This is a genomic window from Pontixanthobacter gangjinensis (assembly GCF_009827545.1).
Classification (GTDB): domain Bacteria; phylum Pseudomonadota; class Alphaproteobacteria; order Sphingomonadales; family Sphingomonadaceae; genus Pontixanthobacter; species Pontixanthobacter gangjinensis.
Window position 1 is genome coordinate 150,462 of sequence record NZ_WTYS01000001.1, and the last position, 24,876, is coordinate 175,337.

General features: G+C 57.1%; 24 protein-coding genes. 10 read left to right on the forward strand and 14 right to left on the reverse strand.

Annotation, left to right across the window (positions count from 1 at the left end; translation table 11 throughout):
- Positions 1 to 243: 243 nt before the first annotated feature.
- Positions 244 to 2,001 carry a sensor domain-containing diguanylate cyclase gene (locus tag GRI36_RS00705; RefSeq protein WP_160596719.1) on the forward strand — a complete coding sequence of 586 codons (1,758 nt, stop codon included), beginning with the start codon at positions 244 to 246 and terminating at the stop codon, positions 1,999 to 2,001.
- Between the two features lie 32 nt (positions 2,002 to 2,033).
- Here GRI36_RS00705 and GRI36_RS00710 read toward each other — a convergent pair whose 3' ends face one another.
- A complete protein-coding gene (locus tag GRI36_RS00710) occupies positions 2,034 to 2,930 on the reverse strand; it encodes a dienelactone hydrolase family protein (RefSeq protein ID WP_160596720.1) in 897 nt (298 codons plus the stop codon).
- Between the two features lie 156 nt (positions 2,931 to 3,086).
- On the opposite strand from GRI36_RS00710, the gene GRI36_RS00715 reads away from it, so the two are divergent.
- The 3 genes from GRI36_RS00715 (at position 3,087) to GRI36_RS00725 (ending at position 7,701) form a co-directional block, all read left to right on the forward strand.
- Positions 3,087 to 5,240: a PQQ-dependent dehydrogenase, methanol/ethanol family gene (locus GRI36_RS00715; protein WP_407985638.1), complete on the forward strand. Its 2,154-nt coding sequence runs from the start codon at positions 3,087 to 3,089 to the stop codon at positions 5,238 to 5,240.
- Positions 5,189 to 6,142 (forward strand): alpha/beta fold hydrolase, encoded by a 954-nt coding sequence (locus GRI36_RS00720; RefSeq protein WP_202392078.1) that lies wholly within the window; start codon positions 5,189 to 5,191, stop codon positions 6,140 to 6,142. The genes GRI36_RS00715 and GRI36_RS00720 overlap by 52 nt, the downstream gene beginning before the upstream one ends.
- A 134-nt stretch (positions 6,143 to 6,276) precedes the next feature.
- Positions 6,277 to 7,701 (forward strand): aldehyde dehydrogenase family protein, encoded by a 1,425-nt coding sequence (locus tag GRI36_RS00725; protein ID WP_160596721.1) that lies wholly within the window; start codon positions 6,277 to 6,279, stop codon positions 7,699 to 7,701.
- Between the two features lie 33 nt (positions 7,702 to 7,734).
- Here the strand turns inward: GRI36_RS00725 and purU are convergent, their stop codons facing one another.
- Entirely contained in the window at positions 7,735 to 8,589 is an 855-nt protein-coding gene (purU, locus tag GRI36_RS00730; protein ID WP_160596722.1) for a formyltetrahydrofolate deformylase, read from the reverse strand.
- Positions 8,589 to 9,599: an NAD(P)H-dependent flavin oxidoreductase gene (locus tag GRI36_RS00735; RefSeq protein WP_160596723.1), complete on the reverse strand. Its 1,011-nt coding sequence runs from the start codon at positions 9,597 to 9,599 to the stop codon at positions 8,589 to 8,591. The genes purU and GRI36_RS00735 overlap by 1 nt, the downstream gene beginning before the upstream one ends.
- A 197-nt stretch (positions 9,600 to 9,796) precedes the next feature.
- On the opposite strand from GRI36_RS00735, the gene katG reads away from it, so the two are divergent.
- Positions 9,797 to 11,986, forward strand: coding sequence for a catalase/peroxidase HPI (katG, locus tag GRI36_RS00740; protein WP_160596724.1), 2,190 nt, complete (start codon positions 9,797 to 9,799; stop codon positions 11,984 to 11,986).
- Positions 11,987 to 12,070: 84 nt separating this feature from the next.
- Here katG and GRI36_RS00745 read toward each other — a convergent pair whose 3' ends face one another.
- Entirely contained in the window at positions 12,071 to 12,877 is an 807-nt protein-coding gene (locus GRI36_RS00745; RefSeq protein WP_160596725.1) for a LytTR family DNA-binding domain-containing protein, read from the reverse strand.
- Between the two features lie 159 nt (positions 12,878 to 13,036).
- Between GRI36_RS00745 and GRI36_RS00750 the strand changes: the two genes are divergently transcribed.
- Positions 13,037 to 13,564, forward strand: coding sequence for a DUF2306 domain-containing protein (locus tag GRI36_RS00750; RefSeq protein ID WP_160596726.1), 528 nt, complete (start codon positions 13,037 to 13,039; stop codon positions 13,562 to 13,564).
- On the opposite strand, the gene purT is transcribed toward GRI36_RS00750, so the two are convergent.
- Together purT and GRI36_RS00760 are read right to left on the reverse strand one after the other, a co-directional pair.
- A complete protein-coding gene (purT, locus tag GRI36_RS00755) occupies positions 13,561 to 14,730 on the reverse strand; it encodes a formate-dependent phosphoribosylglycinamide formyltransferase (protein ID WP_160596727.1) in 1,170 nt (389 codons plus the stop codon). The two genes, GRI36_RS00750 and purT, sit on opposite strands and share 4 nt — an antisense overlap.
- A 49-nt stretch (positions 14,731 to 14,779) precedes the next feature.
- Positions 14,780 to 16,051 carry an aspartate kinase gene (locus tag GRI36_RS00760; protein WP_160596728.1) on the reverse strand — a complete coding sequence of 424 codons (1,272 nt, stop codon included), beginning with the start codon at positions 16,049 to 16,051 and terminating at the stop codon, positions 14,780 to 14,782.
- Positions 16,052 to 16,104: 53 nt separating this feature from the next.
- Here GRI36_RS00760 and ubiG point away from each other — a divergent pair, with 53 nt between their 5' ends.
- On the forward strand, positions 16,105 to 16,890 hold the full coding sequence (gene ubiG, locus GRI36_RS00765) for a bifunctional 2-polyprenyl-6-hydroxyphenol methylase/3-demethylubiquinol 3-O-methyltransferase UbiG (protein ID WP_160596729.1): 786 nt from the start codon (positions 16,105 to 16,107) through the stop codon (positions 16,888 to 16,890).
- A gap of 3 nt (positions 16,891 to 16,893) precedes the next feature.
- Here the strand turns inward: ubiG and GRI36_RS00770 are convergent, their stop codons facing one another.
- From GRI36_RS00770 to GRI36_RS00800, 7 genes are all read right to left on the reverse strand, one after another.
- Positions 16,894 to 17,970: a glycerophosphodiester phosphodiesterase family protein gene (locus tag GRI36_RS00770; protein ID WP_407985639.1), complete on the reverse strand. Its 1,077-nt coding sequence runs from the start codon at positions 17,968 to 17,970 to the stop codon at positions 16,894 to 16,896.
- Positions 17,967 to 18,323 carry an arsenate reductase gene (locus tag GRI36_RS00775; protein WP_160596730.1) on the reverse strand — a complete coding sequence of 119 codons (357 nt, stop codon included), beginning with the start codon at positions 18,321 to 18,323 and terminating at the stop codon, positions 17,967 to 17,969. The genes GRI36_RS00770 and GRI36_RS00775 overlap by 4 nt, the downstream gene beginning before the upstream one ends.
- A gap of 33 nt (positions 18,324 to 18,356) precedes the next feature.
- Positions 18,357 to 18,830 carry a crossover junction endodeoxyribonuclease RuvC gene (gene ruvC, locus GRI36_RS00780; protein WP_160596731.1) on the reverse strand — a complete coding sequence of 158 codons (474 nt, stop codon included), beginning with the start codon at positions 18,828 to 18,830 and terminating at the stop codon, positions 18,357 to 18,359.
- Between the two features lie 14 nt (positions 18,831 to 18,844).
- Positions 18,845 to 19,612 carry a YebC/PmpR family DNA-binding transcriptional regulator gene (locus GRI36_RS00785; protein WP_160596732.1) on the reverse strand — a complete coding sequence of 256 codons (768 nt, stop codon included), beginning with the start codon at positions 19,610 to 19,612 and terminating at the stop codon, positions 18,845 to 18,847.
- 87 nt (positions 19,613 to 19,699) lie between these two features.
- Complete coding sequence (locus tag GRI36_RS00790; RefSeq protein ID WP_202392079.1) at positions 19,700 to 20,047, reverse strand: heavy metal-binding domain-containing protein; 348 nt, start codon at positions 20,045 to 20,047, stop codon at positions 19,700 to 19,702.
- A 46-nt stretch (positions 20,048 to 20,093) separates the two neighbouring features.
- Positions 20,094 to 20,330, reverse strand: coding sequence for a DUF2312 domain-containing protein (locus tag GRI36_RS00795; protein WP_160596733.1), 237 nt, complete (start codon positions 20,328 to 20,330; stop codon positions 20,094 to 20,096).
- Between the two features lie 97 nt (positions 20,331 to 20,427).
- Positions 20,428 to 20,739, reverse strand: a complete 312-nt coding sequence (locus tag GRI36_RS00800; protein ID WP_160598969.1) for a DUF1244 domain-containing protein — start codon at positions 20,737 to 20,739, stop codon at positions 20,428 to 20,430.
- Between the two features lie 59 nt (positions 20,740 to 20,798).
- Between GRI36_RS00800 and pyk the strand changes: the two genes are divergently transcribed.
- The 3 genes from pyk (at position 20,799) to GRI36_RS00815 (ending at position 23,383) form a co-directional block, all read left to right on the forward strand.
- Entirely contained in the window at positions 20,799 to 22,283 is a 1,485-nt protein-coding gene (gene pyk, locus GRI36_RS00805; protein ID WP_160596734.1) for a pyruvate kinase, read from the forward strand.
- A gap of 9 nt (positions 22,284 to 22,292) precedes the next feature.
- Entirely contained in the window at positions 22,293 to 22,553 is a 261-nt protein-coding gene (locus GRI36_RS00810; protein WP_160596735.1) for a protein kinase family protein, read from the forward strand.
- 338 nt (positions 22,554 to 22,891) lie between these two features.
- Entirely contained in the window at positions 22,892 to 23,383 is a 492-nt protein-coding gene (locus GRI36_RS00815) for a hypothetical protein (protein WP_160596736.1), read from the forward strand.
- Between the two features lie 90 nt (positions 23,384 to 23,473).
- On the opposite strand, the gene gltX is transcribed toward GRI36_RS00815, so the two are convergent.
- A complete protein-coding gene (gene gltX / locus GRI36_RS00820; protein ID WP_160598970.1) occupies positions 23,474 to 24,844 on the reverse strand; it encodes a glutamate--tRNA ligase in 1,371 nt (456 codons plus the stop codon).
- Positions 24,845 to 24,876: the final 32 nt, after the last annotated feature.

Consider the following 24,876-nt stretch of genomic DNA (forward strand, 5'->3'; position numbering starts at 1 on the left):
ATTTGCTCGGGGCCCGGAAATACTCCCGTCCGGTAGTGGTTTTGAAACGGCAATTCTTGCCACCGAATTTCAGAAAAAATCGCATCTGAGCCGCTTACGCAGAAAATGCCCAAGTAGGAAAATCGAACCCGCACCCTTTGATTTCACACAGATTTTCATTTGATCTTAACCACAAGCTGTGACAGCGCTCCAATGGGGTCGCCACAGTCATATTTGCCAAAAAACTGGTACTGGGTGCCAGTCGTGGCCGCGCTATATTATGGATTGGCGATTGGCTCGCTAACGCTAACGCAAAACAGCGATGGGATTGCCAGCTTCTGGCCCGGCAGCGGCTTGTTCGTTGCGGCTTTGCTGTTATCGCGCCAGTCACTTCACGCGTCCATCCTGCTGACGGTAGCGATCGGCAGCGTCATGGCAAACTTGCAAGCCGGATCAACCGTGCAAGAAGCGCTGGTTTACAGCGCCGCGAATTGTATCGAGGCGCTGATCGTCAGCCGTTTTGCATGCAAGTCAGACGGCTCGCTGGGTTCAATGGATGATCCGCGCAGCGTCGTCAGGTTCTTTGGCGGAGCACTAGCGGGCGGCTTTGTCAGCGCGGCGATTGCAACAATGTTTAGCGGGAATTTGTCGGTCCATTTTTTCCAATCATGGTTTGGCACGGTGGTTCTGGGAATCCTTATCGTGACGCCCGCGATTGTAATGATAGCAAATGCCGCAAACCGCATCTCTGTAAGACCTGCAAAGCGCGAAATCTTTTGGGCCGGGTTGGCGCTGACGGCGGTGACAGCTATTACTCTGGCGGTATTCTCCCAAAATCAATATCCGCTGCTTTTCGTCATCCCGTTATGCGTGATTGGCGCAACCTATCGGCTTGGTGCGCCCGCCGCTGCAGCCAGCGTGGTCATGATTGCGCTGTCCGGGACTTGGGCCACCGCGATGGGGGATGGCCCGATCAATTTGATGGCGGGAACGACCCAGGCAAAAAATCTTTTCTTTCAATTCTTCCTGCTCAGCCTGCTGTGCGCGGCGTGGCCGCTCTCAGCCTTGCTTGCTCAAAAGCACCGGCTGTTCGGCGAATTGGCAAACAGCAAGAAACGTCTCGAGCAGGCAGAACGTGCCGCAAATATTGCCCATTGGTATTATGAAATCGGATCAAAAAACCTGCATTGGTCAGACGAATTGTTCCGGATTTATGGTATGAGTCTGGATGAAGAACCTTTGCCCAACAGGCGGGCAATATTGCGGTATCACCCTGATGACCGGGACATGATCCTGCAAACCTTGATCACCGCTTTGCGCCAGCAATCCGAATATCATTTCGAAGCCCGTATTATTCGTCCAGGCGGTGAAATTCGTTATGTCACCAGCAGCGGAGAGCCTGACTTCGATGCGCATGGTGAAGTGATTGGCATTTTCGGCATGGTCAAAGATATTACCGAACGCGTCGGGGCAATCAAATCGCTGAAAGAAGCCCGCAGCGTGGCCGAACAACAGGCCAAAATCGCCACCCATCTGTCAGAAACCGACTTGCTGACCAATATTGCCAATCGCCGAAAGGTGGTCGGGTTTTTGCAGCAGGCAATTGTAACCGCCGAAAAGACTGGCGAGCCGCTGTCGATCGGGATTCTGGATGTTGACCATTTCAAATCGATCAACGACCGTTTCGGCCATCAGGCGGGTGATCACGTGCTGGAGGCCATTGCGGCGACCAGCACCAGCTTCCTGCGCGCAAGCGATTGTGTGGGCCGTCTGGGCGGCGAAGAATTCCTGTTTGTGCTACCCGGCACGACGAGCGAAGTGGCGATGGCTATCGCCGAGCGCGTGCGCGCCGGCATAATGAACCTTGATTGGGCCCAGGCCGAGCTTGAGCAAGTGACCGCCTGTGTCGGCATCGCCCAATATGTCGAAGGCGCTGACGAGATGTGGTTGATGCAGGCGGCTGACGAGGCGCTGTACGAAGCCAAAAAAGCTGGCCGTAACAGGCTGCGCCTCGCCGCCTGATAATCAGCGTCCGGCGGATACCCTCCTGAACGTTAAAGCGCGTCCTCGTATAATTTGAGCATTCGGCCCCAGGCTCGTTCAGCCTCACCTTTGTCGTAAACCGGTGAATCCAATGTGCACCAGCCATGATCGGCGGCATATACTTCAACTTCGGCCATGACACCGGCAGCCGTGGCAGCATCCTTCAAAACCTGTTTATCATCAGGGCTACGCGCATCGTCATTCTGGGCAATTGCGAACAGGTAATGTGCCTTCGTCTGGTCGAGCAATTTATGCGGGCTTTGCGCGTTGTCACGCACCAGGCCGCCGCCGTGGAAACTGGCCGCCGCTTTCACGCGTTCAGGCACCGCCGCAGCAGTAAACACTGTGAACGGTCCGCCCATGCAATAACCGCAGCTGCCAATACCCATGCTCGTGTCGACAGCTGCCTGCGCATCGAGAAACGCGACCGCAGCCTTGGCATCACGCATGACCGGGTCCGGCCCCAACTGCTCGATCATCGGTGCCAGCTTGGCACGTCCTTCTTCGGTACGCCATTCCATGAAGCTGCCTAAAACCGGCGCTTTCGCGCTGCGGTAATATTGATTGATCGCCAGAACCGCAAAACCTGCGCCGGCTAACCGCTTTGCCATCATGTGATAGGCTTCCCGCAAACCAGCAATGTCCGGCCAAAGGATGACTGCCGGGAACGTACCGCTACCGGGATGGACAAAAAATGCGTCTGCCGTGCCATCAGCAGTTTCAAAATTGACTGTCTTTTCCACCATTCCGGCATCGGCGATTGTAAGCGCTTCACCCTCCGCTGGGGCGCAGGCAGCGATGGCCGCAGCTCCGCCAAGGGCCGCGAATTGACGGCGGCTGATCCCGCGCATGGATTCCATCCGTGCCAGCGCCGCATCTTCCTGTTCCCGCGTAAAATCATCGCACATATTTCATCTCCCTCTGTGGCGAGTAAGCGATCATGCGGCGTTCCGGTTCCCACGGCAAGTATGGACAGACTCGAATTGCTTCGTCAGAACAGTTGCAAAGGGCGACTGAATACAGTGCCCCGAATGTAAAAAGATAAGCTTGTGAGAGGGCGCTTCATGAAAAAATTGGGCTTCGGGGGAATAGCTGCATTGTCGGCCGCGCTGGTGCTGACCGGCTGCGGACAGCAAGTGGGCGGCGATATGAGCGAGAAAGGCATCAGCGCCGAACGGATGCTGAGCGCGCAATCGGATGATGCCAATTGGATCACCTATGGCCGCAATTACGAAGAACAGCGCTACTCCCCCCTCACCCAGATCAGCACCGAGAATGTTGGCGAACTCGGACTCGCATGGTCTGCCGATATGGACACAGCACGCGGTCAGGAATCGACCCCGCTGGTGATTGACGGGGTGATGTATTTCACCACCGCCTGGAGCAAGGTGAAAGCCTATAACGCCGCAACTGGCGAGGAAATCTGGACGTATGATCCCGAAGTTCCCGGCGAGACCGGTGTCAAAGCGTGCTGCGATGTCGTCAATCGCGGCCTCGCCGCTTGGGGTGACAGCCTGTTTCTCGGCACGCTCGACGGTCGCTTAGTCAAACTGGACCGCGAAACCGGAACAGTGAAATGGGAAAAGCAAACTACCGATCCCGAAAAATCCTACACCATTACCGGCGCGCCTCGCATCATCGATGGCCGCGTGCTGATCGGCAATGGCGGCGCAGAATTTGGCGTGCGCGGATATTTTGCCGCCTATGACGCGGGCAGCGGCGACGAATTGTGGAGGTTCTACACCGTCCCGGCGGGCGACGAGGACGAGAACTCTCCTGAATATTTGCAAAAAGCCGCAGAAACATGGTCTGGCGGAGTGCTCGGCAGTGAAAACGGCATTGGCGGCGGCGGAACCGTGTGGGACGCGATGGCCTATGACCCCAATCTCGATCTGCTGTATATCGGGGTCGGCAATGGCAGCCCGTGGAATCGCGCCTATCGCAGCCCCGGCAAAGACGGCACCGGCGAAGGCGACAATCTGTATCTTTCGAGCATCGTCGCGGTGCGCCCCACCACCGGCGAATATGTCTGGCATTACCAGACAACCCCGGGCGAGACATGGGACTTTACTGCCACCCAGCACATCATGCTCGCCGATCTCGAAATCGAGGGTAAGCCCCGCAAAGTTCTGATGCAGGCCCCGAAAAACGGCTTCTTCTATGTGCTTGACCGCGAGACGGGAGAATTCATCAGCGGCGATCCCTATGTCACCGTGAATTGGGCGACAGGTATCGACGAAAATGGCCGGCCGATTGAAAACCCCGAGACGCGGATCGACAAGACCGGAAAGCCGGCCCTCGTCGCGCCGGGCGCATTGGGAGGCCACAACTGGCACCCGATGGCGTATCACCCCGGCGAAGGATTGGTCTATATTCCCGCCTTCGAAGCGGCGATGATGTATGCCCCCGAAGCCAATTGGAAGCCCGACCCCAATCGCGGGTTCAATGTCGGGTTTGATCTGGCCGCAGGCGATCTTCCGCCAGACGAGGGCTTCCGCCGCGAAGTGGCTGGCACGCTGAAAGGAATGTTGGTTGCATGGGATCCGGTTGCGAAGAAACCGCGCTGGACTGTCGAGCATCCAGGACCGTGGAATGGCGGCTTGCTCGCAACCGGCGGCGGGCTTGTATTCCAAGGCACCGCAGGCAGCGAATTCAACGCCTATGATGCTGCGAACGGTAAAAAGCTGTGGAGCTTCGCCGCGCAAACTGGCGTCGTAGCCCCGCCCATCACCTACACCGTGGATGGCGAGCAATATATCGCGGTCCTCGCTGGATGGGGTGGTGCCTATGCCATAACCGTCGATGGCGATTTGCTTAACCGCAAGGCACCTGTGCGCAATGTCAGCCGGATGCTGGTGTTCAAAATCGGGGGCAAGGCCGAATTGCCTGCGAAAATCGACATGGCCAAAATGCCGCTCGACCCGCCACCAAGCCGCGCCTCGGCCGACGTGATTGCCGCTGGCGGCAAAAGCTATGCCCGCTATTGCGCGGTGTGCCACGCACCGGGCGCGGTCGGCTCAACCGTTCTGCCAGACCTTCGCCGCAGTGGTTCTCTGGTCAATCCAGCCGCATGGCAAAGTATCGTCCATGACGGCGCGCTCAAGGATAATGGCATGGCCAGCTTTAAAGGCTCGCTGACCAAGGAGCAGATCGACGCAATCCGCGAATGGGTGATCTTCCGCGCCAATCAGGACAAGGTGATGAAATCGGAGCAATAGGCGGCCAGTCATTGTCGGCGCAGCCCACAACGCAGCAGCTAATCCTTCACCATGGCCCGCTGGCGTTCAGCGCCGCGGCCATGGGCGAAGGGCCGCTGGTCCTGTGTCTCCACGGCTTTCCCGACAATGCCAATTCCTTCCGTCACCAATTGCCGTTTTTAGCGGCAGCCGGATACCGCGCCGTCGCTGTGACTTTGCGAGGCTATGAACCAAGTTCGCAGCCGGCAGATGGCGATTATTCCATGCAAGCATTGGTGGCTGATGTGCTCGCTTGGGTGGAAGAGCTGGACGCCGGGCCTGTTCACTTGATCGGTCATGATTGGGGCGCGGCCATCGCCTATTCCGCTGCGGCCTTCGCGCCCGATAAATTCCGCAGTATTGCCGCGCTAGCCGTGCCGCACCCCGGCCGCTTCAGCGCAGAGGCCCGCCGCCACCCGAAACAGGCTTTGCTATCATGGTACATGCTGTTTTTCCAATTGCGCGGCCTGTCCGAGCGGGCTGTAAGATGGAACAATTTCGCGCTCCTCAAGCGCCTTTGGAACAAATGGAGCCCTGGCTGGGATGGGCCCGATGCGGTGATGGAAGATGTGCTGGCGACATTCCGCAAACCGGGGGTCCTGACCGCCTCGCTCGGTTATTACCGCGCTGCACTTGGCCGCAAAAAACAGGGCGCACCATCCAAATCGCAGGCTGCTTTCAAGCTGACAATCCCGGTTCTGGCAATGTCGGGAGAGGAGGACGGCTGCGTTGACTCAGAAGTGTTCGAGCAACTGCTTTATGATGAAGACTATACCGCCGGCTTGAAGTTCGAGCGGGTTCGGGGCGCGGGTCATTTCCTGCATCAGGAACGTCCAGACGCATGCAATCGGATATTGCTCGAATGGTTGAATTCTAACGACTGAGAACAAATCATCTGCGCCCGATTCAAGGCATTTTACCCTGCCGTAATGGCCTTGCCCATGGTAAGTTGCCAACAAAGACCAACTCGATTCGCGCCGGGCAAGCGCAACGCGACAAACAATAATGGGAGATTCCAATGCCAACTTCTTACAAGAACCTGATCGATGGCGAGCTCGTCGAAACTTCGGCAACGATGGAGGTTTTGAACCCCGCAAACGAAGAAGTCATCGGTCTGGTGCCGTCCTGCGGCGAAGCCGAGCTGGACCGTGCGGTTGCCGCTGCCCGCAAAGCGTTCAAGACATGGTCCAAGACCCCGATTGAAGACCGCCGCGCAGTAATTCAGGCAATGGCCGGTGCGATCAAGGAAAATGCTGACGAGCTGTACCGCCTCCTGACCAGCGAACAGGGCAAGCCGCACGATCAAGCCAAGGGCGAGATTTTCGGCGCAGCGGGGATGATGGCCGCGCAATCTACACTCAGCCTTGATGATGTGATCAATGAAGACAGTGACACCCGCCTCAGCCGCACCCGCCGCGTGCCCGTGGGCGTAGTTGGCGGCATCGTGCCGTGGAACTTCCCGGTAATGATGGCGATGCAGAAAATCGCTCCTGCTATTCTCAGCGGCTGCACCATCGTGCTCAAGCCTTCGCCCTTCACTCCACTGGCTACTTTGCGGATTGCGGAATTGATTAAAGACATCGCACCGGCCGGCGTGGTCAATATTATCACTGGCGAAGACAGCCTCGGACCGCTGATCACCAGCCATCCGGACATCGACAAGATCACGTTCACCGGCTCGACCGCAACCGGCAAAAAAATCATGGAAGGCGCGTCGAAAGATTTGAAGCGCATCACGCTGGAACTTGGCGGCAATGACGCATCAATTGTATTGCCCGACGCTGATGTGTCAAAAGTGGCCGAACAATTGTTCTGGTCCAGCTTCAGCAATGCAGGACAAATCTGCGTCGCGGCCAAACGCATCTATATCCACGAAGATATTTATGACGAAATGTCGGCGGCAATTGCCGAAGTCGCCAAGAATGTGAAAGTCGGTGACGGTAGCGAGCAAGGCACCGGCGTCGGCCCGATCCAGAACAAGAAGCAATTCGACCGCGTCGTCGAACTGATCGAAGATGCCAAGTCAAGCGGCTACAAATTCCTCGTTGGCGGCGAAGTCGATCCGTCGGGTAGTGGATATTATGTGCCAATCACCATTCTCGACAATCCGCCCGAAGATGCACGGATCGTGGCCGAGGAACAATTTGGGCCAGTAATGCCACTGATGAAGTTCAGCACCGAAGAAGAAGTCATCAGCCGCGCAAATGCTTCTGAATACGGACTGGCTGGCGCGGTGTGGACTGGCGACGCGGAAAACGGCGTGAAAATCGCCGAGCAACTGGAAACCGGCACCGTATGGGTGAACGAATACCTACACCTCAGCCCCTTCGCCCCTTTCGGCGGCCACAAGCAATCAGGCTTCGGCGCGGAATACGGCATCGAGGGCCTGAAAGAATTCACCTATGCGCAGGTGATTACGGTGAAAAAAGAAGCCGCTGCTTGACGTATTAAGCGGAGTATCGGGGGTTAGCGGAAGCTACCCCCCGAACACCACCGTACGCTGACCGTTCAGGAGCACACGTTCCTCAAGATGTAGCCGCACCGCCTGCGCGAGCACGCGGCTTTCGATATCGCGGCCTTTGCGGACTAGGTCTTCGGGGCTGTCGGCATGGCTAATTGCCTCTACCGATTGATGGATTATCGGGCCTTCATCGAGGTCGGGTGTGACATAATGCGCGGTTGCACCGATCATTTTGACCCCGCGGGCGTGTGCCTGATGATAGGGTTTCGCGCCCTTGAAACCGGGCAGGAAGCTGTGGTGAATGTTGATGCAGCGCCCTGCGAAATGCGCCGACTGCTCGTCCGACAATATCTGCATATAGCGTGCTAGCACGATCAATTCTGCACCGCTTTCTTCGGCGATGGCGCGCACCTGCGCCTCTTGCTCGGCCTTGGTTTCGCGAGCGACAGGCAAGTGGTGAAACGGCAGGCCACTGAGATCGGTATGGCTGATTGCTTCAGCGGGATGATTGGAAACTATCGCCACAGGTTCCATCGGCAATTCGCCAATACGCCAACGATAGAGCAGACTGGCTAGGCAATGGTCGAACTTGCTGACCATTATCATGACCCGCCGAGGGCGGTCACGCTGGGTTAGCTTCCAGCGCATCCCGAATTTGGCAGCTATCGGTGCAAATTCAGTGCGTAAATCCTCACGCGGCGTACCATCGGGATCAAACTCGACCCGCATAAAGAACGCATCGCTGTCACGGTCGTTAAATTGCTGCGCCTCCAGCACATTGCCGCCGCGCTCGAACAGGAAATTCGTGACCCGCGCGGTGATCCCGGGCCGGTCTGCGCAGCTAAGTGTCAGGACAAGCGGATCAGCCATTACCTGCGGCTCAGCGCCTCTTCGCTTTGCGTCATCAGCTTTTGCATGATGTCGGCAACGGGCTCTTCTTCTTTAAGCATACCGACCGATTGGCCAGCCATGATCGAGCCGCTTTCGACATCCCCGTCGACAACTGCGCGGCGGAGTGCGCCGGCCCAGAAATGTTCGATCTGCAATTGCGCTTCGCCCATTTCGATTTCACCTGCGTCGAGCTGTTTAGCGACTTCGATTTGCTTGGCGGTGAATTCTTCGGAGCCCTTGTTCTTCAAAGCGCGGACCGGGATAACCGGCAGGCGCGGATCGACCTGAACGCTGGTGATCGCATCGCGGGCGTTGGCGCGAAAGAAAGCTTTCTTGAAATTCTCATGCGCGATGCTTTCTTTGGCGCAGGCAAACCGAGTACCGAGCTGTACGCCCACCGCTCCCATTTCCAGGTAACCTGCAATCGCCTGACCACGCCCGATCCCGCCTGCGACAAACACCAGATGATCGTCCGCCAATTCGGGCAGAAATTCCTGCGCCAGCACGCTGGTTGAAACGGGGCCGATATGGCCGCCTGCTTCCATGCCTTCGATCACCAAAGCATCGCCGCCACTGCGGAGCAGTTTTTTCGCCAGTGCCAGCGTTGGGGCGAACACAATCACTTTTGCGCCGAAAGCCTTGATCGCCTCGACGCTGCCCTTGGGCGGGATGCCGCCGGCCAGCACCACATGGGTCACGCCGTGTTTGTTGCAAACTTCGATCAGCTCGAACAGCATCGGGTGCATGGTGATAAGGTTTACGCCGAAGGGTTTGTCCGTCATCGCTTTGGTTGCCGCAATCTCACCATCGAGCAATTCGGGCGTCATCGCGCCGCAGGCAATAACCCCGAAACCGCCAGCATTGGAAATTGCCGAAACGAGGTTCCGCTCGCTCACCCAGCTCATCGCCCCGCACAAGATCGCATATTCGCTGCCGAGGAAATCGGTGCCGCGCTGCATCAGCGCAGAGGTTTTGGGAAAGCTGGTCATGAATACTCCGGAAAAATAGAACCTGCGCCTTATGACAGTCACAGTTTTCGGGCAAGGCAGGCTGGCAAAGCGGATACTGCGCCCAATTCAGCCTAGAATCGGATAATCCGATTAGACTGATGGCTTTAATCGTTTCGATTAATCTAGCCGCGCATGGTAAGGTTCTACAGAGATTCAATTTTTGAGAGGAATTCCCAATGGCAGAAGCAGATCCCCAAGCATCCGGTTGCCCCTTTGGCGGCAGCGGAAAAGCACGCAGCTTGCTCGGCCGCACCAATAAGGATTGGTGGCCCGATTCGCTCCAGCTCGAAATCCTGGCGCAGGGCGGCAAATCAGCCGACCCGATGGGCGACGATTTCAATTATGCAGAAGCGTTCAACACGCTGGACTACGACGCGTTGAAGGCGGACTTGACGGCGCTGATGACCGACAGCCAGCCGTGGTGGCCAGCCGATTACGGCAATTACGGTCCATTCTTCATCCGCATGGCATGGCACGCAGCAGGCACCTATCGCACTGGCGATGGGCGCGGCGGTTCCGGCAGCGGTCAGCAACGTTTTGCGCCGCTCAACAGCTGGCCCGATAATGGCAACCTCGACAAGGCGCGCCGCTTGCTTTGGCCAATCAAACAAAAATATGGCAAGCATATCAGCTGGGCTGATCTGTTCATCCTGACCGGCAATGTTGCGATTGAAAGCATGGGCGGCCCAGTCTTCGGATTCGGCGGCGGACGTGCCGATGTCTTCGAACCGGAAACCGTTTATTGGGGCACCGAAGAGCAATGGGTTGATACCGGCGCTGAAACCCGCATTATCCCGGACGAAGGCAAAGCACTCGAAAATCCGTTGGCCGCAATCCAGATGGGCCTGATTTACGTGAATCCTGAAGGTCCCGGCGGCGTGGCCGATCCACTGCTGTCCGCACGCGACATGCGCGAGACTTTTTCGCGCATGGCCATGAATGACGAAGAAACCGTAGCTCTTACTGCGGGCGGCCATGCCTTCGGTAAAGCGCACGGCGCAAAACCGACTGACACATTCGGCGGAGCACCCGAGTCAGAAGCGCTTGCGCTGCAAGGCTTTGGCTGGCTGACCGACAAAGACGAGATAGGCAAGGGCCACATCACCACTTCGGGTATCGAAGGCGCATGGACTCCAAACCCGACCGCGTGGGGCGGCGATTACTTCCGCCTGCTGTTCAAATATGATTTTGAACTGGTCCACTCACCAGCCGGCGCACAACAATGGCAGCCGATCAATCCTGATGAAGCTGACATGGCACCAGACGCACGCGACCCTTCGAAGAAGGTCCCGACAATGATGACCACCGCTGATATGGCGCTGAAGATGGATCCGGAATATCGCAAGATTTCCGAACGCTTCCGTGACGATCAGGCGGCGCTGGATGATGCCTTTGCCCGTGCATGGTTCAAACTGTGCCACCGCGACATGGGCCCCAAGACTCGCTATCTTGGACCGGAAGTGCCGGAAGAAACATTGATCTGGATGGACCCTGTGCCCGAAGGTTCAACGCCCTCGGACAGCACAGTTTCCGCATTCCAGTCGGCCATTCTTGGCAGCGGGCTAACGGTTAGCGAATTGGTCAAAGCCGCCTGGGCTTCGGCTAGCACATACCGCAATTCGGACCACCGTGGCGGTTCGAACGGCGCGCGTGTCCGCTTGGCCCCGCAAAAGGACTGGGCAGCCAACGATCCGGCAGAACTTTCCAAGGTGCTTGCCAAGATTGACGAGCTGCGCGGCGATTTGTCGATGGCCGATGCGATTATCGCAGCGGGCAACGCAGCGGTCGAAAAAGCGGCTAAGGATGCAGGCTTCGACGTCAGCGTTCCGTTCACCGGCGGCCGCGGCGATGCGGGTGACGAGCATACCGATGCCGAAAGCTTCGAACCGCTCGAACCATTCGCCGATGGTTTCCGCAATTACCTGCGGACCAAAGCCAGCGTGAAAACCGAAGATATGCTGATCGACAAGGCGCATCTGCTCGGGCTTTCGATGCCCGAAATGACGGCTTTGGTTGGCGGCATGCGGGCGCTTGGCGCAGTCAGCGAGCATGCGGACCATGGTTCAAGCATCGGCGTGCTAACCGAACGTCCGGGTCAGCTGACCAATGACTTCTTTGTCAATCTGCTCGATATGGGCACCGAATGGAAGACAGTCGACGATAGCGGTGACGAAGAATTCGTCGGCAGTGACCGCGCGTCGGGCACTGAAAAATGGCGCGCAACGCGCACCGACTTGGTGTTCGGCTCCAATTCACAGCTTCGTGCAGTGGCGGAAGTCTATGCCGAAAATGGCAACGAAGAAAAATTCGTGCATGATTTTGTCTCCGCATGGAACAAAGTCATGAATGCTGGGTTCTTTAAATAATATAGCGATAAATGAACCCCCCTTTCGAGGGTCGCAAGGAACCTCCCCGCAGCTTCGGCTTCCGGGGAGGTTTTTGTTTGGAGTTTAAAACCAGCCGAGCTCTTTCAATTGCGCGACATTGGCCCGCGATACGGGCGCTTCGAGCCCGCCATCGAGAACCAGCCGGACATTGCGCCTTTCACGTTTCACATCGGCGACAGCGCCGCGCGCAACCCACCAGCTGCGGTGCACTTGCTGTCCATCAAGCCCGCCAAGCTCGGCCACGGCATCGCGCAGCCGCAACAGCACCAATTCGGATCCAAGCGCTGTGTGCGCGCGGACGTAATGATCCTCCATTTCTAGCGCAATCAAATCGCTGCCAAGCGCAGGGGGAAGGCGGTCGATGAATTTGGCAACGGTCTCTTCTGGCTCGCTTACCAATGTCGCCGCGGGCTGAATCTGCTTCGACGGAGCCTGAGCTACCCTCGTCTTTTGAGCTTCCAGCGCGTTGAACAACGCCGTTACGCCGCCACCGATCACCAACACATAGAAATAGCTTGTAAGAGCCTGTTCCAAACTTGGCAAAGGCACAGGCTTCGGCAGGAAGCCAATCGACCATACGACAATTGTCATCGGTACAGTCGCCGCCAAGACCGCAGCAATCCACAACCCCGAGTTCGGTAGTTCAAGAGCCGCGTGGATGCGATCAACGATTGCACCCATCGGGCTGTAAATTGCATAGCCTATGTAGGCAAAACCCATCCAATTGACCAAGCGGTAGGGCAGCGGCTCCTCAAAACTGCCAAACGGCCCAATCAGAGCAAGAATGACGCCGATCACGGTCATGATCGACAGATCGATCAGGATTTTACGAGCCAAGTGTTTCTCGGCCGGGATGCGCGGTTTGCTCATTGCCCCCGATTCCTAGCGCCCTTTCGCGCTTCGTAAAGTGGCAAAATCGGCCGAAGGGGTACCGCCCGCGAAGGAAACTGCCGCTTTGCGCAGTCGGGCTTGCCGGCAAACGGATCGGCGGCATGATGGTTCTCACAACAAGACTTCACGGAGAATGACATGACCGCAGCAACCCTCAATATCGCTCGTCCAACCAAAGGCGGGTTCGATATTGCCCCCGCAACACGTTCGGCAATCGGCGCCGCAGCCATCGCTATGTCGGCATTCTGCCTTTATGCAATCGTCCACGCGATCATGGGCGCAGCGCCCGACCATTATGCATGGCGCAGCTGGTCGGTGATGATCCACGTTTCCACCGTTATCCCCGCCGTGCCATTGGGCGGCTATCTGCTTGTTTCACGCAAGGGCACAAAGCTGCACAAGATGCTCGGCAAGCTGTGGGTGGTGCTAATGGTGATTTGCGCCATATCGATCATTTTCATTCGCGGCGGGACCGATTTTTCGCTTATCCATATATTCGTGCCAATCACCTTAATCGGATCCTATAAGGCAATCGCAACGGCGCGCGCTGGCGACATTGCTGGTCACAAAAAACATCTTATCGGCATGTATATGGGGGCGCTGATGATCCCCGGCATTTTCTCTTTCATGCCAGGCCGTTTTATGAGCGCATTGGTCTTCGGCTAGCCGTAACCGATCACGACCCTGTCCGCTGCTTCCTTGGCGAGGCAGCGGGCTTCGTCGGTTGAACCGGCGCAGGCGAGCGCCACGCCCATGCGGCGAAAGGGGCGCGAGGTGGGTTTTGCGAAAATGCGGATGTCGGCGCCGTTTTCCATAGCTTCTGCCATTCCCGAATAGCTCAGTGTTTCGCTGTCGCGGTCCGCCAGAATGACCGCGCTGGCAGATGGCCGCGCGCGGATTCCGTCGGGGATCGGCAGGCCCATAATCGCACGGGCATGCAGATCAAATTCGGTCAAATTCTGGCTCAGCAGCGTGACCATACCGGTATCATGCGGGCGCGGACTGAGTTCGGAGAAGATCACTTCCTCTCCCTTCACGAAGAATTCGACCCCGAACAATCCGTAACCCGCGCCGTCTCCGGCCAGATCATCGACTACTTTGCGTGCCATTTCCTGCGCAGCGGCAATCGCAGCGTCGGACATTGCGGCTGGCTGCCAGCTTTCCTGATAATCGCCGCGTTCCTGCCGGTGGCCGATAGGCGGGCAGAAGCTGATCCCATCTTTGTGGCGGACAGTCAGCAGGGTAATCTCATAGTCGAAATCGACAAATTGCTCGACGATCACCCGCGCCCGGTCGCCGCGCATATTGGCCACCGCATAATTCCACGCGGTTTCCAGTTCATCCGCGCTGCGGACGGTGCTCTGCCCCTTGCCGCTCGACGACATGACCGGCTTGATCACGCAAGGCAGCCCGGTGAATTCGGCACCTGTCAGCACTTCCTCCAGGCTCTCGGCATATTTGTAACGGCTGGTGGTTAGTCCCAATTCCTGTGCCGCAACATCGCGGATCGCATCGCGGTTCATCGTCAGCTGTGTCGCACGGGCAGAGGGGACGATATTGACCCCGGCAGCCTCCATCTCGGCCAACACTTCTGTTCGGATCGCCTCTACTTCGGGCACAACATAGTCGGGCTGGTGCCTCGCAATCGCATCCTTGAGCGCGTCTGCATCGAGCATCGAAAACACTTCGCGGTTATCTGCCAATTGCATCGCCGGCGCGTTGTCATAGGCATCGCAAGCAATGACATAGGCCCCAAGTCGCTTGGCCGAAATGACAAATTCTCGGCCCAGCTCGCCCGAACCAAGGAGAAGGATTTTCGCGGTGTGAGACATGACTTGGACGTTCCTGATCTTAGCGGGCCGGGTCGCCTACACGTGAAATTTAATCCGCAGCATCCAGCCCGTAGGCCGTGTGCAGCACGCGCACCGCAAGCTCGGTCTCATCCTCGTCGATCATCACGCTGACTTTGATTTCCGAAGTTGAAATCGCCTGGATGTTGATCCCGCGATCGGACAGGGCGCGGAACATGGTGCTGGCGACGCCCGCATGGCTTTTCATACCCACACCAACCACGCTGATTTTGGCGATATGATCGTCGGTGATAATCCGGTTGAAACCGATTTCAGTCCGCTTGTCCTCCAGCAGCGCTTGCGCGCGCGCCAGATCGGCTTGCGGAACGGTGAAGGTCACGTCGGTCTCACCCTTGTCGCGGCCAACGTTCTGGATAATCATATCGACATTGATGCTGGCGCCTGCGAGTGGTTCGAAAATATGCGCCACCGCACCGGGTTTATCCGGCACACGGGTCAGGATAATTTTCGCTTCATTCTTGTCATGGGCGATGCCCGTCACGTGTTGGCGTTCCATATCGCCTTCCTCCAAAATGCGTTCCATCTCTTCTTCAGAGACGATCATTGTTCCGGGTAAATCATCGGCGGGGGTCGCATCATCATCGATAAAGCTGGAGAGGACCTGCACCCGCACACCCTCCTTCATCGCAAGACCGACCGAGCGTGTTTGCAAGACCTTCGCCCCGACCGAGGCAAGCTCGAGCATTTCCTCGTAAGTCACCGCCTTTTGCTTGCGCGCCTTGGCCACGATCCGCGGATCGGTGGTATAGACGCCGTCAACATCGGTGTAGATGTCGCAGCGGTCAGCCTTGATCGCCGCCGCCACCGCCACCGCCGAAGTATCCGACCCGCCGCGTCCCAAAGTGGTGATCCGGCTATCTGCGGAAACCCCCTGAAAACCCGGGATCACGGCAATTTCTCCGCGCTCCATAGAGGCAATCAGATCGGGCGCATCAATTGTATCGACCCGCGCTCTGGCATGGGCCTCAATAGTCTGGACCGGAATTTGCCAGCCGAGCCAGCTGCGCGCCTTGCAACCCAGCGATTGGAGCGTCAGCGCTAACAGGCCCGATGTGACCTGTTCGCCGCTTGCCACCACCACATCATATTCGGCGGGATCATACATTGCATTGGCTTCGCGGCAGAAATTGACCAGGCGATCGGTTTCCCCTGCCATGGCCGAAACGACGACGGCGACCTGATCGCCGTTTGCGGCCTGACGGCGCACAATATTGGCGACGCGCCGGATGCGTTCGGTGCCGGCCATCGAAGTGCCGCCAAATTTCATCACAATCCGGGCCACGCTACGTCATCCCCATACTGGTGCGAGTCTCATGGCGCTGTTAAGGTCGGTGCATGAGCGATGCAACAGTAACCGCAGAAACGAATTCTTCACGCGCCTCAAATGGCGGCCCCTTGGCCGCGCGAACCATCCGGCCCGACGAAGCCGCGCATTTCGGCGCGCTGGCGAAAGATTGGTGGGACCCGAAGGGGTCATCGGCCATGCTGCACAGGCTCAATCCCGTGCGGCTAAGCTATGTTCGCGAGGCAATTGATCTGCATTGGGGCGGCGATATTGAAAGCGTGAAGCCGTTAGCAGGCAAAAGCGCGCTTGATGTCGGATGCGGCGCGGGCTTGCTGTGCGAACCGCTTGCAAGGCTGGGCGCAGAGGTCACAGGCGTCGATGCCGCGCCGGAAAATGCGCAGGCTGCGGCGCTCCATGCAGAAGGTGCGGGCCTAAATATTCGTTACATCGCAGGGGAAATCGGCGAACAAAACTTGGGGCAATTCGACCTGCTAACCTGCTTGGAAGTGATGGAGCACGTCGCCGACAAGCACCGCTTTCTCTCCAATCTCGCGGCCAAACTTGCGCCCGGCGGCCTGATGATCCTGTCTACCCCGAACCGCACAACTGCCAGCCGGTTGCTGCTGGTTGAAGGGGCCGAAGCCTTGGGCATGATCCCCAAAGGAACCCACCATTGGGATGATTTTATCACGCCCGAAGAATTGGGCGCATTGCTGGCCGATATCGGCATGGAAATGAGCGAGCCGACCGGCATTGCTTTCACCCCGTCCAAAGGCCTGCATCTGTCAGGCGATCTGGCGCTGAATTATATCGTTACGGCAACGAAGACTGGTTAGCGATTACGGCAATTTCTGGCCTGTTTTGATACCATTGGACGTTGCGGGATCATCGGTGAAAATGCCCGTTACCCCGGCACGCCTCAAAAGTTCGTTAAGCAGCACCGAATTGCCCTGAGCATTTTCGCCGCCTTCCAATCTGAGTGCGGGCGGCAGAAACACATTCTCCGGCCGGACCGTCCATGCGTGCACGCCGCCAGCTATCCCCGCGGCCTTGGCATTTGCTACCAGCATAGTGGCTGTGCCGTCGCTTTGGAGTATGAGCGGAATCTCGGCCCCTAATGCATCGGCATATTCGGCAATCGCGGCAAGGCCCGTTGGCGTGATCATTTCGGCGTAGCTCATTGCTGGCTCGTCAGCCGGTCCGTCATAGCTTTTGACCAATTGCACCAGTTTAAAGGCGCTGCGTTTGTTCAGACGTTGAAGCGGGCCGATCTCGAAACATTGGATGAAAATCGGATCATCGGGTGTGACTCCCAACTCGCGCAATTCGGACAGCAGCAGGTCGACCATATCAATCCCTTCTTCCTGCAACAGGAATTCGGGATATTTAAGTTCAGGATAGATACCAATCTTGCGCCCGGTTTCTGCCTGTTTGGCGCGGACCAACTTCACGACTTCTTCCAATGTTGGAATTTGGTACAGGCCGTCATACCGTACATTTTGCGAGCGTACGCCGGGCAGCCGTTCCTTCGCGCGCAAGGTCCGCAATTCTTCAAGCGTAAAATCTTCCGCGAACCAGCCGGCGGTCAATTGCCCGTCAATCGTTTTGCTGCGGCGACGATCCGCGAACTCTTCACGGCTGGCAATATCGGTAGTCGACGATATCTCGTTCTCGTGGCGCGAAACCAGCACGCCATCCTTGGTCACCACCAGATCGGGCTCGATATAATCCGCCCCTTGATCAATCGCCCGCTCGTAAGCGGCCAATGTATGCTCGGGCCGCTCTGCGCTGGCCCCGCGATGGGCAATAATTAGCGGCTGATCTATCTGTGCCATGGACGGAACACTCATCGTTGTGAACAGCGCCACCATCAATCCCATGATCGGGCGGACGCCTCTGGAAAAAACCTGTTTCATAGGAAAGCTGCGGACCATTCATCTTCCTTAAAGCCGACCAAAGTCCCGCCGGAACCCCTGGTATATTCGGCGACCGGCCGTTTGATCATACTCGGATGTTCTTGCAGCAATGTGACAGCTTTTGCCGCATCAATACCTGCCTTTTGCGCATCGCTTAGTTTACGGAAGGTGGTCCCGCGCCGGTTGAGCACCACATCCACGCCTTTGTCCGCGATCCATGCTGTCAGCTTGGCCGGATCTGCGCCTTCTTTCTTATAATCGTGAAAAACATAGTCCACGCCGTTTGTATCGAGCCATTTGCGCGCCTTTTTGACAGTGTCGCAATTGGGAATACCGTAAAGATCGACCGACATTATTCTTCCTCGAATTCGCTTTAAATTCCGGCTTCAGGCTCTGGGTGCCAAATGCGCGTCAGCTATTGCCACCGCCAGCGCATCTGCAGCATCGGGCCCGGCCACTTTCGCGCTGGGTAACAGCACTTTCAACATTGCCTGAACCTGAGTTTTTTCTGCCGCGCCTGTCCCGACGACAGCTTTTTTCACCAACCGCGCGGCATATTCATTTACGCTCAGCCCAGCCGCGCCGCACGCCGCCAGCACTACGCCGCGCGCCTGCGCCAGTTTCAGCGTGCTTTGCGGGTTCTTATTAAGATAGATTTCTTCTGCCGCCGCGCGGTCGGGCGCGTATTCGGCAATAACAGCAGCGACTTCGCGTTGGAGCCCGGCCAGCCGGTCCGCGATCGGGGCCTTGGCATCGCTCTTAATCTGGCCGTTGGCAATATGCGTAAGGCGCGATCCTTCGCTGCGAACCACGCCCCAGCCGGTGCAGGAGAGCGAAGGATCGAGGCCCAGTATCAACATCGGACCGGCTCTCCTCAGTCCTGATCAAGCTTTTCCATCACCTCGTCAGAGATTTCATAATTGCCCCAAACAGTCTGAACATCATCATCATCGTCCAGAATGTCGATCAGCTTCAGCAAGACGGCCGCATCTTTCTCGTCCAACTCGACTGTCAAATTGGGCTTCCAGGCCAGCTTAACCTCCTTGGGCTCACCCAAAGATTTCTCCAGACTACCCGCGACTTCGTGCAAATCGTCAGCGGCGGTCCAGATTTCATGGCCGTCTTCGGAAGACTGAATATCTTCCGCGCCTGCTTCCATTGCCGCTTCGAGAACCTTGTCCTCGCCGCCAGCTTCGGCTGAATATTCAATATAGCCGAGCCGTTCAAAGCCATGCGCGACCGAACCGGCCGTGCCCAGATTGCCGCCGTTTTTGGCAAAGGCAGTGCGGACCGAAGTGGCGGTGCGGACCGAAGTGGCGGTGCGGTTGCGATTGTCAGTCAGCGCCTCGACAATAATTGCGCTGCCGCCCGGACCATAACCTTCATAGCGGACTTCTTCGTAATTTTCGTCATCGCCCGTGCTCGCCTTATCGATTGCGCGCTGGATATTATCCTTCGGCATCGACTGCCCTTTGGCGGTGTTGACCGCGAGCCGCAGACGCGGGTTCATATCCACATCAGGCGTACCCATCTTCGCCGCCACGGTGATCTCGCGGCTCAGCTTGGAAAACAGGTTCGAACGCTTTTTGTCCTGCGCACCCTTGCGGTGCATGATGTTCTTGAATTTGGAATGGCCTGCCATGGGAATCCGTTATTGTGTGATTGAATTGAGGGTCAGCCGATAGCCCAGCCAACGCGAGTCGTCACCCCTGCGTGAAATCACCAAAAGTCAGACCTTCACCGCTGTCCCGCTGGCCGAAACCATCAGCATCGAACCGGTGTCGCCAATAACCTCGTAATCGAGATCAATACCCACCACTGCATTGCCGCCCATCGCTGCGCATTCGGACTGAATTTCTTCAATCGCCTGTCTGCGGGCATCGGCGAGGATACGCTCGTAAGAACCCGAACGGCCACCAACGATATCGCGGATATTGGCGAACAGATCGCGGAAAAGATTTGCGCCGACGATTACTTCACCCGTCACAATACCGAGATATTGCTGGATCGGTTGCCCTTCCAATGTTGGCGTGGTGGTTACGGTAATCCCGCGTGCGTCTTTCCAAGGTCCTGCCATTTAGTCTCTCCTGCATGATTATGCTCGAGCAGGAGAGTAACCCAAATTATCCCAGACCTAAAGCCGCCTTATAGGTATCCAGCACCATTTCCATTTCGCTGCGATCATCAGGCTTCATTTTGCGCAGGCGAACGATTTGGCGCATAATCTTCGGGTCATAACCGACAGCCTTCGCCTCAGCATATACGTCACGAATATCGTCTGCGATGCCCTTCTTTTCTTCTTCAAGGCGTTCGATGCGCTCGATCAGCAGGCGCAGGCGGTCGTCGGTGGCTTCAGCCATGTTCGTTACTCCAATGGAATGAGAATCAGTTGAGTTGCCTGATAGCGAGGGCCGCGCACCGGGTGAAGTGCGCCAATCACCAATTCACGGGTTATTTTTAAGCGCGATTCTTTGCGACGCTTTCTTCCATCTGTTTCAACTGTTCTTCGGTTGCGGGAGATTGACGGGTGGCCTTCCATTCAGCCTGCGGCATTCCGTGAATAACCTCGCGCGCAGCTGCCTTATCGCCTTCAAATCCGGCTTCCATTATCCAATCGGCCAGACAATTGCGGCAGAAGCCCGATAGCCCCATCAAATCGATGTTTTGCGCATCGTGGCGATGCTGTAAATGGTGCACCAACCGCCGGAATGCCGCCGCCGCTACGGCATCGGGTAATTCATTCACGCCTAGGCCCGCATTCGTATCCATCGCCGCCACCTTCTCTTTCGCGCTTGAGTTGAAGCGCCGCTCTGCCATAGGCTGCATTCATGGAAAAGCGCGAAACACAAACTCACAAAAAACAATGGCTCGACCCACGAGGACGTAAGGTCAAAATCCTTGCAACTGTAGGTCCCGCCAGCCGCGATCCCGGGATGCTCAAAAAACTGGTGTGGGCAGGCGTTGACGCCTTCCGCGTGAACATGAGCCACGGCGAGCACGACACCCACGCTGAAACCATCGACGCGATCCGTGCTTTGGAGGCCGAGCTCAATCGCCCGATAGCGATTTTCTGTGACCTTCAGGGGCCGAAACTGCGGGTGGGCAAATTCAAGGATGGTAAGGCGGTGATCCGCCATTCGGGCCATTTCACGCTCGACCGCAATCCCGAGCCAGGCGATGAAACCCGCGTCGAATTGCCGCATCCCGAATTATTCGGCTTGCTCGAAAAAGGTCAGCGCTTGCTGATAAATGACGGCAAGATACAGCTCAAAGTCATTCGCGCTGACGAGAACGAGATCCTCTGCTCAGCGGTTGTCGGCGGGGTCATATCGGACCGCAAGGGCGTGAATGTACCCGATGCGGAAATTCCCATTCCGGCGCTAACTGACAAAGACCGCAAGGACCTCGCTTTCGCGGTTTCCAAAGGTGCGGACTGGATCGGCCTCAGCTTCGTCCAGCGGCCTGAAGATTTAGCCGAAGCGCGCAAGCTGATGGGCGGGTACGGCGCATTATGCGCCAAAATCGAAAAGCCGATGGCGGTGCGCCGGCTCGATGAAATTATCGAAATGTCCGACGGGATCATGGTCGCGCGCGGCGATCTAGGGGTCGAACTGAACCCTGAAGAAGTCCCGCCATTGCAAAAGCGCATCGTCAACAAAACGCGTATTGCGGGCAAGCCGGTTATCGTGGCGACGCAAATGCTCGAAAGCATGATCGAAAGCCCTGCGCCAACCCGCGCCGAAGTTTCCGACGTCGCCAATGCAGTCTATGACGGGGCTGATGCGGTGATGCTTAGTGCGGAAACCGCAGCGGGCGATTGGCCAGAAGAAGCCGTGACTATAATGGACCGCATTTGCGCGCAAGTGGAGCGCGATGACCTCTATATCGAACGGGTCCGCCTGCTTGAGACACCGCCAGACAAAACCACAGCAGACGCGCTTAGCCATGCTTGTATGACCATCGCCGATACGGTCAATATCGCGGCTATTACCGTTTTCACTGGCTCCGGTTCAACCGCACGCCGCGTAGCGCGAGAGCGGCCTTCAGTGCCGATGCTGGTGCTAACCCCGTCCATCAAAACCGCCCGGCGCGTCGCGCTGTTATGGGGCGCGCATGCGGTGATGACCAAGGATATCGGCAGCTTTGAAGAGATGATCGCAAAGGGCAAACGCATGGCGCTACGTCATGGTTTCGGGACCGCAGGTTCCAAGCTTATCGCTCTTGCAGGGGTTCCGTTTGGCACACCGGGCAGTACCAATTTGCTGCATGTGGTGACGCTGGCAGGTGACGAGCTTGAGAAGCATGAGGGCTGAGCGGTAGGGGTGGATTTCGGCGACCTTCTCCAACGCTATTTCGCGGCTTCGGATATTTCCGATATGACCCCTGCGGCGATGGCTTCGGGGACCGAACGGATGCTGGTCGATCTCGGCCTGGAAAAAGACCGCGGCAAACGCTTCGCCCTATGGTCGTTGCTCTACATGCTCGGCGAAGCACCCGATTTGGGAGCCAGCTTCAAAGATGAAGGCGACCGCGAGGCCGCGCGCAATTTCATGGATATGATGGCGGCGGCTGAAGGGGAATAGGCTCGGAGACCGCGTGGGACGCGAATTCGAAATCAGCTTGTCTGCTCGCGCTACAATCAGAGAAGTCGACGAACCCAAATTGTATAACGGGTGCTAGCGATCCAATTTCAGACCTGTTTTCTTCCTAGCTGATTGATGAAGATCAACCTTGGTAATGACCGCATTTGATATTTTTGAACGCTGGTGAAAGATGCGTTCTGGGCGCTTTGCATAGCCTGGGAGAAAGGTCGATAGACGCGACTGCACGCCGCCACAGTCGCAAAACCCTCGGTCCGTAGGCGGGCTGTGACGCTTTCTCCGTGCATCCCGCAAATGCGGAAAGAGCGCAGGAGGAGAAAATGAAGCTGAAGCTCAAGCCAGTATATGATGCCGTTTCGCGAATCTATTTTATCGCGGCGACTATCAGTCTGCTGCTGCTTGCCATGCTCATGCTCGTGATTGCGATTATAGATGTCGTGAACGCACTGGCCACTTATGAAGCTATTTCAACGGCTGCGCTTCAAAGCGTCGGGCTACTCATCATCGGGTTCGCGATCGTCGAAACCGCCGCGTTTATCGCGGAAGAAGAGATTTTCAGCAAACGAGAGCTGCGGTCTTCGTCCGAATCTCGGCAATCTCTAACGGGGTTCGTCACGATCATCGTCATCGCATCGAGCCTTGAGGCATTGGTGATGATCTTTTCTGCAACGAGGCTCAACGTTTCGAATGCGGTCTATGCAGCCGCCATATTCTTCGTGGCAATGTTTAGTTTGATTTGTCTTGGGATATACCAATGGTTGTCCAGCAGGATCCGCCCCGGTAATGGATCTGAAGATGAGGAACGAGATTAGTGGGTTAACGTTGCGAGCGACTTCTGAGCAATAACGAGCCACTAGAAAACAGGTCAGCGTAATGTCCGCTTTCCCCTCTAAAAACAGCCGCTACGCAGCAGCCCTCTCTAGCCGCCGCCGTGCAACATCTTCGCCCAAAACCGGCAGCAACTCGCCCATATCGGGGCCGTGGTTCTGGCCGGTCAGCGCCTGGCGCAGCGGCATGAACAATTCCTTGCCCTTGCGGCCTGTGCTTTCCTTGAGCGTGCCGGTCAGCGCGTGCCACGGGTCGCCTGCAGTAAAGTCCAGCGCCGCCGCCGCCGCTGCCAGATAGGTGCGGTCATCATCGGAAAATTCGGGTAGCTCAATCGGGCCAGTGACGATCTTCCAGTAATCCTGCGCCCCGCTCACGGTTTCAAGATTAGGGCGGATGGCGTGCCATGCTTCTTCGCCCATCCCCTCCGGCAGGCGGTCTTTCACCACTTCATATTCCATCTGGTGAACAATCGCGGTGTTGATCCGGTCGAGTTCGGTATCGTCAAACTTCGCGGGAGCGCGGCCGAATGTTTCCAGCGCAAAGCTGTCAATCAATGCAGCGACATTGGCAATCGGTTCAACTGGCTGAGAGGTGCCAAGCCGCGCCAGCAGGGCGATAATCGCCTGCGGTTCTATGTCCCGTTCACGAAATGCGTCACAGCCTAACGAGCCAAGCCGCTTCGACAATTTGCCTTCCTTGCCCACCAGCAGCGCCTCATGTGCAAAGTGAGGCCAGCGAGTGGCTATCGGACAATCAATCGGCCCGAATCCGGCATCTCGCAGCGCGGTGAACATTTGGAGCTGCACGGCCGTGTTCGACACATGGTCCTCGCCCCGCAGCACATCGGTGATGCCCATTTCAATATCGTCGGCAGCGCTAGGCAACATATACAGCCATGAGCCATCTTCGCGGCGGATCACGGGGTCGGAAAGCGTTGCTGGGTCAAACTTCTGCGGGCCGCGCACCAAATCTTCCCAAGCGATGGGATCATCGTGATCAAGCTTAAACCGCCAGTGCGGAGCTTTGCCCTCAGCCTCCATGGCTGCGTGATCGGCGTCAGATAATTCCAGACCAGCACGGTCATAAATAGGCGGCTTGCCGCGGCCAAGCTGGACTTTGCGCTTCAAATCCAGCTCTTGCGACGTTTCATAGCAGCGGTAGATTCGCCCCGCGTCACGCAGCTTTTCAAACGCATCTTCATAAATGGAAAGCCGCGCAGACTGGCGTTCTTCGCCGTCCGGATGAATGCCGAGCCACGCCAGATCGGCGCGGATTGCGTCGACATATTCTTCTTTGCTCCGTTCGGGATCGGTATCGTCGATCCGCAGCATGAATTTTCCGCCCAATTTCTTGGCGAGCATCCAATTGTGCAGCGCGGTGCGAATGTTGCCGACATGAAGGCGGCCAGTGGGCGATGGGGCAAAGCGGGTTATGGTTTCAGTCATGCTGGCGCGATTAGCCTGTGCAGCCGGACTGA

Excerpts from the sequence above, each read along its gene's own strand:
- GRI36_RS00710 (WP_160596720.1), bottom strand. The coding sequence starts at position 2,930 with ATGTGCGATGATTTTACGCGGGAACAGGAAGATGCGGCGCTGGCACGG.
- GRI36_RS00715 (WP_407985638.1), top strand. The coding sequence starts at position 3,087 with ATGAAAAAATTGGGCTTCGGGGGAATAGCTGCATTGTCGGCCGCGCTG.
- GRI36_RS00720 (WP_202392078.1), top strand. The coding sequence starts at position 5,189 with ATGGGTGATCTTCCGCGCCAATCAGGACAAGGTGATGAAATCGGAGCA.
- GRI36_RS00725 (WP_160596721.1), top strand. The coding sequence starts at position 6,277 with ATGCCAACTTCTTACAAGAACCTGATCGATGGCGAGCTCGTCGAAACT.
- purU (WP_160596722.1), bottom strand. The coding sequence starts at position 8,589 with ATGGCTGATCCGCTTGTCCTGACACTTAGCTGCGCAGACCGGCCCGGG.
- GRI36_RS00735 (WP_160596723.1), bottom strand. The coding sequence starts at position 9,599 with ATGACCAGCTTTCCCAAAACCTCTGCGCTGATGCAGCGCGGCACCGAT.
- katG (WP_160596724.1), top strand. The coding sequence starts at position 9,797 with ATGGCAGAAGCAGATCCCCAAGCATCCGGTTGCCCCTTTGGCGGCAGC.
- GRI36_RS00745 (WP_160596725.1), bottom strand. The coding sequence starts at position 12,877 with ATGAGCAAACCGCGCATCCCGGCCGAGAAACACTTGGCTCGTAAAATC.
- GRI36_RS00750 (WP_160596726.1), top strand. The coding sequence starts at position 13,037 with ATGACCGCAGCAACCCTCAATATCGCTCGTCCAACCAAAGGCGGGTTC.
- purT (WP_160596727.1), bottom strand. The coding sequence starts at position 14,730 with ATGTCTCACACCGCGAAAATCCTTCTCCTTGGTTCGGGCGAGCTGGGC.
- ubiG (WP_160596729.1), top strand. The coding sequence starts at position 16,105 with ATGAGCGATGCAACAGTAACCGCAGAAACGAATTCTTCACGCGCCTCA.
- GRI36_RS00770 (WP_407985639.1), bottom strand. The coding sequence starts at position 17,970 with ATGAAACAGGTTTTTTCCAGAGGCGTCCGCCCGATCATGGGATTGATG.
- GRI36_RS00775 (WP_160596730.1), bottom strand. The coding sequence starts at position 18,323 with ATGTCGGTCGATCTTTACGGTATTCCCAATTGCGACACTGTCAAAAAG.
- ruvC (WP_160596731.1), bottom strand. The coding sequence starts at position 18,830 with ATGTTGATACTGGGCCTCGATCCTTCGCTCTCCTGCACCGGCTGGGGC.
- GRI36_RS00785 (WP_160596732.1), bottom strand. The coding sequence starts at position 19,612 with ATGGCAGGCCATTCCAAATTCAAGAACATCATGCACCGCAAGGGTGCG.
- GRI36_RS00790 (WP_202392079.1), bottom strand. The coding sequence starts at position 20,047 with ATGGCAGGACCTTGGAAAGACGCACGCGGGATTACCGTAACCACCACG.
- GRI36_RS00795 (WP_160596733.1), bottom strand. The coding sequence starts at position 20,330 with ATGGCTGAAGCCACCGACGACCGCCTGCGCCTGCTGATCGAGCGCATC.
- GRI36_RS00800 (WP_160598969.1), bottom strand. The coding sequence starts at position 20,739 with ATGGATACGAATGCGGGCCTAGGCGTGAATGAATTACCCGATGCCGTA.
- pyk (WP_160596734.1), top strand. The coding sequence starts at position 20,799 with ATGGAAAAGCGCGAAACACAAACTCACAAAAAACAATGGCTCGACCCA.
- GRI36_RS00815 (WP_160596736.1), top strand. The coding sequence starts at position 22,892 with ATGAAGCTGAAGCTCAAGCCAGTATATGATGCCGTTTCGCGAATCTAT.
- gltX (WP_160598970.1), bottom strand. The coding sequence starts at position 24,844 with ATGACTGAAACCATAACCCGCTTTGCCCCATCGCCCACTGGCCGCCTT.